A 6,661-nucleotide genomic window follows, 5' to 3' on the forward strand; every position below is an offset into this window, starting at 1 on the left:
GAAAGCCACGGCGTGACTCCGGTCACTTCCGGTGATTTTGCGCGTGCGTCGTCGCGTCCGCAAACGGAAACCTGATGGGCTAGAGTGGGTGCCAGAGGGCCTTGGCGACGTGACCAAAGCGACCCGAATGTCTCTCTCTGGTCACGTTCTCGCTCCCCCCTTGGTCGAGCGCATTCTCCACTCGATCAAGCGACGACCTCAGCCAGGGGGCTGCTTCCTGAACACCGTCATCAAAGCCCTGACCCTTGCCGTCAAGGACGCCCGGACGGCCACAGCCCCCCGCGTGGTCTTCAAAGATAGATGTCGCTCCATGTCGGAGCGGATTCCATCGGCGCCGCGAGGGCCTATTGCGACAGATCAGGCGTTTTCCGCTTCCTCTATCGGGACGCCGAACTCGCGCCCTGGACGTTCGCGTGACGGCCCAGGGGCGTGCGGGCCGGGGCGTCCGCCAGCAGGGCCTGGATCTCGTTGAAAAGCAGGGCGAGGGTGAAGGGTTTGCCGAGGTGGCGGTCGGCGCCCGCCAGCCGCGCCGCTTCGACATGTTCGGGCTGGGTGTTGGCGGTCAGCATGATGACCGGGACGTGGGCCCGGCCCGCCGCGCGTTCCGCGTCGCGAATGCGGGCGACCGCCGTGATTCCGTCCATGCGGGGCATCTGGATGTCCATCAGGATGACGTCGAAGGTTTCGCGCCCGGCGGCTTCCACAGCCTCCACGCCGTCTTCGGCCGTCGTGACGTCCGCAACGGACTCCAGCATCATTTCGACGATCCGGCGATTGGTCGGATGGTCGTCGGCGACCAGGACGCGCAACCGGTCAACCGGGTCGGTCGTGACTTCGTCCGTGGTTTGAACCGGCGCGGTGGACAGGGGCAGATCCAGCCAGAAGACCGACCCCCCGTCCTCACGCGGCGCGGCGTCGAGGATCCCGCCGAGCGCCCGCGCGGCTTTCCGCGCTAAGGCCAGACCCAGGCCCATGCCGCCGTATTCGCGGGTCAGGGCGTCGTCCTGTTGCCGGAACGCGGCGAACATGGCCGCCTTCAGGGCGGGATCGAAACCGACGCCCGTGTCCACGCAGGCGAAGCGAACACCCCCGTTCTGGCATGGATCGACGGTCAGGCGGATTTCGCCCCGGTGGGTGAACTTGACCGCATTATTCAGCAAGGGCGTCAGCACCCGCTCTATGCCCGCCGGATCGCCGACGAAGGCTGCGGGAAGAGCGGGGGCGATCTCGACGACGAACGCCAGGCCCTTGGCCCTTGCGGCCTCGCGCGCGGGGCGGACGACCCGCTCGATCAGGTCGCCAAGGGCGAAGGTCTCGACCTCCGGCGGCCCCTCTATCCCGTCCAGGCGAGCGACGGCCAGCAGTTGCTGCAACTGATCCTGCAGCACGGCGGCCGAGGCGCGGATCATCTCGGTGACTTCCTGGATGTCCGGCGCGGTCGAGCGGGCGGCGAGAAGATCGACCCCGGCGATGACGCCGTTCAGGGGGGTGCGAATCTCGTGGCTGATGTTGGTGACGAAGGCGCTGCGGGCGCGGTTGGCCTGTTCGGCCTGTTCCAGCGCCTGATAGAGGGCGTCGGCGTCGCGCTGTTTCTGGGTGATGTCCTCGGTCAGGCCGATCAGATGGCGCACGCCTTCGTCGTCATAGGTCGCGAGCTTGGTGGCGGCCAGATAGCGGAACCCGGCCTCAGCGTGATCCTCGTACACCGTCGACTGGGAGCCCATGCCCGGCACGGCGTCCGCCGCCCATTCAGCGAAGGCGGCGGGCAGGACGTCGGAGGCCCGCAGTCCCGTCAGCCCCTCGAACCGACCGAACAGTTTCTCCGCCGCGCGGTTGGCCAGGATGTAGCGGCCCGTCCGGGCGTCCTTGACGGTCAGGGCCAGGGGCAGGACCTCGATGACGGTGTTCAGGAAGGCGGCGGTCTCGGTCTCCTGGGTGACGTCCTCGGCCTTGACCAGGAGGCGCACGATCCGCCCGGCGTCGTCGCGCACGGCGCTGACCGTCGTATCCAGATAGACCGCCGACGATTGTTCAGTGGTGAATCGCGTGCGGAAGGAGAAGGCCCGACCCGCCTGTGCTTCCTGGACGCCGCGATCGATGGAAAAGCGGCAGTCGACCGGCCAGGCGTCGCGCCAGGCCATGGTATGGGGCGCTGGAGGTTCCGGCTGGAAACGCCGCGCCGCACGGCTGACATGGACGATCCGTCCCTGTGGGTTCAGCAGCCATATATAGGCGGGCGAGGCGTCCGCGATCTGGCCGTGGAAGACGTCGCCCTCATAGCAGGTTTCATCATCTGCATCGACGTAGGTCAATTCGGACCCCCCTGTGTTCAGCGGTTCTGCTGAGGATTCGAATCTAATCCGGGAAGGTGAAGTCGAAGTGAACGACACAGCCTTGCGTTGCTTACGGCCAAGCTAGGTAGATTCACCTATCGCAGTTTTGAAGGCGGTTTAACGCCCATCGTCAACCATGGGGATCAGTTGCATGGCTCGGCGTCATGCGTGGTGGGGATGGGGTATGACGAAACGTGTGCTGATCGACGCTGCTCTCGTAGTGAAGAACGTCGTCGTCCTTCGCCAGTCGATTCTCGACGCCTTCGAGGAAGACGACACCATCAGTCTCGACCTTGCCGATGAGCAGCCCGTCGATCTTTGCGGATTGCAGCTGATCGAGTCTGCGCGGCGCCAGGCCCGGGCGGTCGGCAAGACCCTGGTCCTGGAACGTCCGGCGACGGAATTTCGGCCAGCGCTCGATGCGGCCGGCTTCCTGACGGACGCCACGGCTGACGATCTCCAGTTCTGGCTTCACCAAGGACCCGCCCAATGACCGCTTCTATCCTCACGGTCGATGACTCGCCCAGCATCCGCGTCGCGCTGAAGATCGCGCTGACCAACGCCGGCTATTCGGTAGCCGAAGCGGTCAATGGCGCCGAGGGCATTGAAAAGGCCAAGGCCAGCGCCTTCGACCTGATCATCACCGATCTGAACATGCCCGTCATGGACGGCCTGACCATGATCGAGGAGATGCGCCGGATGCCCGATCAGATGGGCGTGCCGATCGTCTTCCTGACCACGGAATCCGACGAAGGATTCAAGGCGCGGGCCAAGGCCGCAGGCGCCACCGGATGGCTGACCAAGCCCTTCGATCCCGATCAACTGGTGCGTGTGGCCAAGAAGGTGCTGGGACGATGAGCGACGAAGCCATCGCCGTTTTCCAGGTTGAGGCGAGAGAGAACCTGGAGTTGATCGAGCAGGGCCTGCTCGATCTGCTGGACCGACCCGAGGATCGCGATCTGGTGGACGCCGTGTTCCGGGGCCTTCACACCCTGAAGGGATCGGGGTCCATGTTCGGCTTCGACGCCCTGGCCGGTTTCACCCACCACTGCGAGACCGCCTTCGACCGTGTCCGCAAGGGCGAGGTGGCGGCCACGACCGATCTGGTTTCGGCCGTTCTGGCGGCGCGGGATCATATGCGCCGCCTGATGGAGGATCCGACGGGTGATCACGGCGCGGCGGGCGATGTCCTGCTGGCCGACCTGGAACGGGCTGTGCGCGAAGCGGACGGGAATGCGCCCGTCGCCGCCGCCCCCGTCCAGACGGCCTGGCGCATCCGGTTCGATCTGCCGTCCCACGCCTTCAAGAACGGCACCAATCCTCTGGCGCTGCTGGCCGAGCTTCGCGACCTGGGCGAGGCGCGCGTCGTGGCCGACGTCTCGCGCGTGCCGCCGTTGAGCCAGATCGAGCCGACCGACCACTATCTGGCCTGGGACGTGACCTTGACCACCGATCAGGGCCGGGGGGCGATCGAGGATGTCTTCATCTTCGTGATGGACGAGATGAACCTGTCGATCGAGCCCCTGGACGAGTCCAATGCGGACGCGGTCGTTGCGGACCAGACCGGTCCGGCTGAGGTCGTCGCCGAGGGGCCTTCGATCCTGCCCCAGGCCGCCGCACCGGCTCAGGTCGCCGCACCGGTCCAGTCTTCCGCCCCCACCGCTCCGGACGCCGCCGAGGCCGGCGTCGCCAAGACGGCCAAGCCGAGCGAGAGCGTGCGGGTGCCGGCCGATCGCCTGGACGAACTGATGGACCGCGTGGGAGAGCTGGTCATCGCCCAGTCGCGCCTGAGCCAGATCGCCAATTCCGGCGTCGACACAGCCCTGCGCGCCGTCTCGGAAGAGATCGAACGCCTGTCGGGCGAGCTGCGCGACACCATGATGGTGCTGCGCATGGTGCCGGTGGCGACCCTGTTCGGCCGCTTCCGCCGCCTGGTCCACGACCTGGCCCGCGAGACCGGCAAGGTCATCGAACTGTCGACCGACGGCGAAACGACCGAGATCGACAAGACCGTCATCGAACGCCTGGCCGACCCGCTGGTCCACCTGATCCGCAACGCCGCCGACCACGGACTGGAGACCGCCGAGGATCGCGCGGCCGCCGGCAAGCCGGCCACCGGCCGCATCCGCCTGTCGGCCCATCAGTCGGGCGGCGAGGTGGTCATCACCATCCGCGACGACGGTCGAGGCATCGACCGCGACCGCGTCCGCGCCAAGGCGGAGGCGCAGGGCCTGATCGAGCCCGGCGCCGCACTCAGCGACCACGACCTGCTGCAGATGATCTTCCATCCCGGCTTCTCGACGGCGGCGGCGGTGACCAATCTGTCCGGCCGCGGCGTCGGCATGGACGTGGTCAAACGCACCATCGAGGCGCTGCGCGGCTCCATCGACATCGCCAGCCGGCCTGGCGAGGGTTCGGAGGTGTCGCTGCGGATCCCGCTGACCCTGGCCATCATCGACGGCCTGCTGGTCCGCGTCGGCCAGGGCCGCTACGTGATCCCGCTGGGCGCCGTCGAGGAATGCCTGGAACTGTCGCTGGACGAGGATCTGCGCTCGCGCGGCCGCAGCTTCATCTCGCTGCGCAACAGCCTGGTGCCCTATCTGCGCCTGCGCGAGATGTTCGAGACCGGCACCCCGCCCGAACTGCACCAGAAGGTCGTGGTCGTCTCGACCGGGACCGAGCGGATCGGCCTGGTGGTCGATCAGATCATCGGCGACCACCAGACGGTGATCAAGTCGATGTCCAAACTCCATTCCGGCCTGCCGACCTTCTCGGGCGCCACAATCCTGGGCGACGGCGGCGTGGCCCTGATCCTGGACGTCGGCCACCTGGTCGCCAAGGGCCAGCAGCAGGAGGCGCAGATGCGCGAAGCCATATGAGCACCCAGGCCGAAATCACCACCGCGCCGGGTTGGACCGGCGCCGAACAGGTCGAGGTCCTGACCTTCGAACTGAATGGCGAGCTGTTCGCCCTTCACGCCGTCGGCGTGCAGGAGATCATGGACCTGGCGCCCGAGACCGTGGTGCCCGGCGCCGGCGCCTTCGCCGGGGCGGTCATCAACTTCCGCGGCAAGGTCATTCCCTTGTCCGACTTGCGAGTGGCCTTCGGGCTGGAGCGGGGGGCCGCCACCATCGACAGCCGGATCGTGGTCATCGAGATCGAACTGGCCGGCGAACCGACCCTGGTCGGCCTTCGCACCGACAAGGTCCACGAAGTCACCACCCTGGCCCGCGCCGACTCTGAGGCGCCGCCCAGCGTCGGCATGCGCTGGCGGCCCGAGTTCATCCAGTGCCTGGTCAAGCGCGGCGGCGAGTTCATCGTCGTTCCCGACCTCCAGGCCATCTTCAATCAGCAGCAGGACGCCCGCCAGCCGGCCGCGTCCGCCACCCGCCATTAACCGGCTCTTCGAGGGGATAGAGTATGCGTTTCACCATCAAGGCTAAACTGGCCACGGGTTTCGGGATGATGATCATCCTGCTCGTCGGTATCGCCGGTCTGGGCATCTACAGCCTGGGCAGTCTGAACCAAGCGATCACGGACGTGATCGCGGGACCCGCCACGCGGCTCGAGACTTCGCAGGAAGCCAATATTCGTCTTCTCGAGTCGGTCCGCGCTGAAAAGAACCTGATTCTATCACGTTCGACCGATGAGATGACGACGCATATGGCGACGGGCGAAGAGGCGCGCGAGGCCATGGCCGAGCTTCTGGCCAAGGGCGAGGAGAAGGCTGCAGCCCAGGGGAAACCCGATTGGCAGCGACTGCAGACCCTGCTGGCTCGCATGACCGCGCTTGAGAGCCGCATGGCGGAGTTTGTACGGAAGGGGCAGTCGGCGGAAGCTGTAGCGCTTTCGACTGGCGAGGCCCGCAGCGTCGCGAACGAAATGACGGAGTTGTTCCATAAGATCGTGGCGCGTAACCAGGCCGCAATGGTCAAGGCCGATGAGGACACGGGCAAGCAATACGCTGACACACGCAACCTCGTGGTCGTCCTGACCCTGGCGGCCCTGGCCATCGCCGTGGCCTTCGCCCTGTGGATCGCCCTGGGCATCAGCGCCGGCCTGAGCCGCCTGATGACCGTGGCCGACGCCGTCGCCATCGGCGACCTGGACGAGCGGGTCGAGATCAAGTCGAACGACGAGATCAAGGACCTGGTCAACGCCTTCAACAGACTGACAGACAATCTGAAGACCACCGCCACCATGGCGGACGAGATCGCCAACGGGGACCTGACGGTCCAGCCCAAGCCGCTGTCGGACAAGGACACGCTGGGTCTTTCGCTGCAGTCCATGGTGGAACGCCTGCGCGGCGTGGTCGGCGACGCCCTGTC

General features: G+C 66.6%; 6 protein-coding genes. 5 read left to right on the top strand and 1 reads right to left on the bottom strand.

What is annotated here, in order from left to right; all coding sequences use genetic code 11:
* Positions 1–377: 377 nt before the first annotated feature.
* Positions 378–2,312, bottom strand: coding sequence for a response regulator (locus ACP7CK_RS09860; RefSeq protein ID WP_426025888.1), 1,935 nt, complete (start codon positions 2,310–2,312; stop codon positions 378–380).
* 217 nt (positions 2,313–2,529) lie between these two features.
* Between ACP7CK_RS09860 and ACP7CK_RS09865 the strand changes: the two genes are divergently transcribed.
* The 5 genes from ACP7CK_RS09865 to ACP7CK_RS09885 form a co-directional block, all read left to right on the top strand.
* Positions 2,530–2,826 (top strand): STAS domain-containing protein, encoded by a 297-nt coding sequence (locus ACP7CK_RS09865; RefSeq protein WP_426025889.1) that lies wholly within the window; start codon positions 2,530–2,532, stop codon positions 2,824–2,826.
* Positions 2,823–3,191: a response regulator gene (locus ACP7CK_RS09870; protein WP_008263549.1), complete on the top strand. Its 369-nt coding sequence runs from the start codon at positions 2,823–2,825 to the stop codon at positions 3,189–3,191. The genes ACP7CK_RS09865 and ACP7CK_RS09870 overlap by 4 nt, the downstream gene beginning before the upstream one ends.
* The gene (locus ACP7CK_RS09875; protein WP_426025890.1) at positions 3,188–5,212 is read left to right on the top strand and encodes a chemotaxis protein CheA; all 2,025 of its coding nucleotides are present in this window, start codon (positions 3,188–3,190) and stop codon (positions 5,210–5,212) included. The genes ACP7CK_RS09870 and ACP7CK_RS09875 overlap by 4 nt, the downstream gene beginning before the upstream one ends.
* A complete protein-coding gene (locus ACP7CK_RS09880) occupies positions 5,209–5,730 on the top strand; it encodes a chemotaxis protein CheW (protein ID WP_426025891.1) in 522 nt (173 codons plus the stop codon). Before ACP7CK_RS09875 ends, ACP7CK_RS09880 begins: the two co-directional genes overlap by 4 nt.
* Before the next feature lie 23 nt (positions 5,731–5,753).
* The coding region (locus ACP7CK_RS09885) for a HAMP domain-containing protein (protein ID WP_426025892.1) at positions 5,754–6,661 on the top strand (908 nt) is incomplete at its 3' end.

Origin of the sequence: Brevundimonas sp. TSRC1-1 (genome assembly GCF_049898245.1) — a bacterium.
Classification (GTDB): Bacteria; Pseudomonadota; Alphaproteobacteria; order Caulobacterales; family Caulobacteraceae; genus Brevundimonas; species Brevundimonas mediterranea_A.

Coding starts and splice junctions, on each gene's coding strand:
- ACP7CK_RS09880 (WP_426025891.1), top strand. CDS start 5,209: ATGAGCACCCAGGCCGAAATCACCACCGCGCCGGGTTGGACCGGCGCC.
- ACP7CK_RS09870 (WP_008263549.1), top strand. CDS start 2,823: ATGACCGCTTCTATCCTCACGGTCGATGACTCGCCCAGCATCCGCGTC.
- ACP7CK_RS09875 (WP_426025890.1), top strand. CDS start 3,188: ATGAGCGACGAAGCCATCGCCGTTTTCCAGGTTGAGGCGAGAGAGAAC.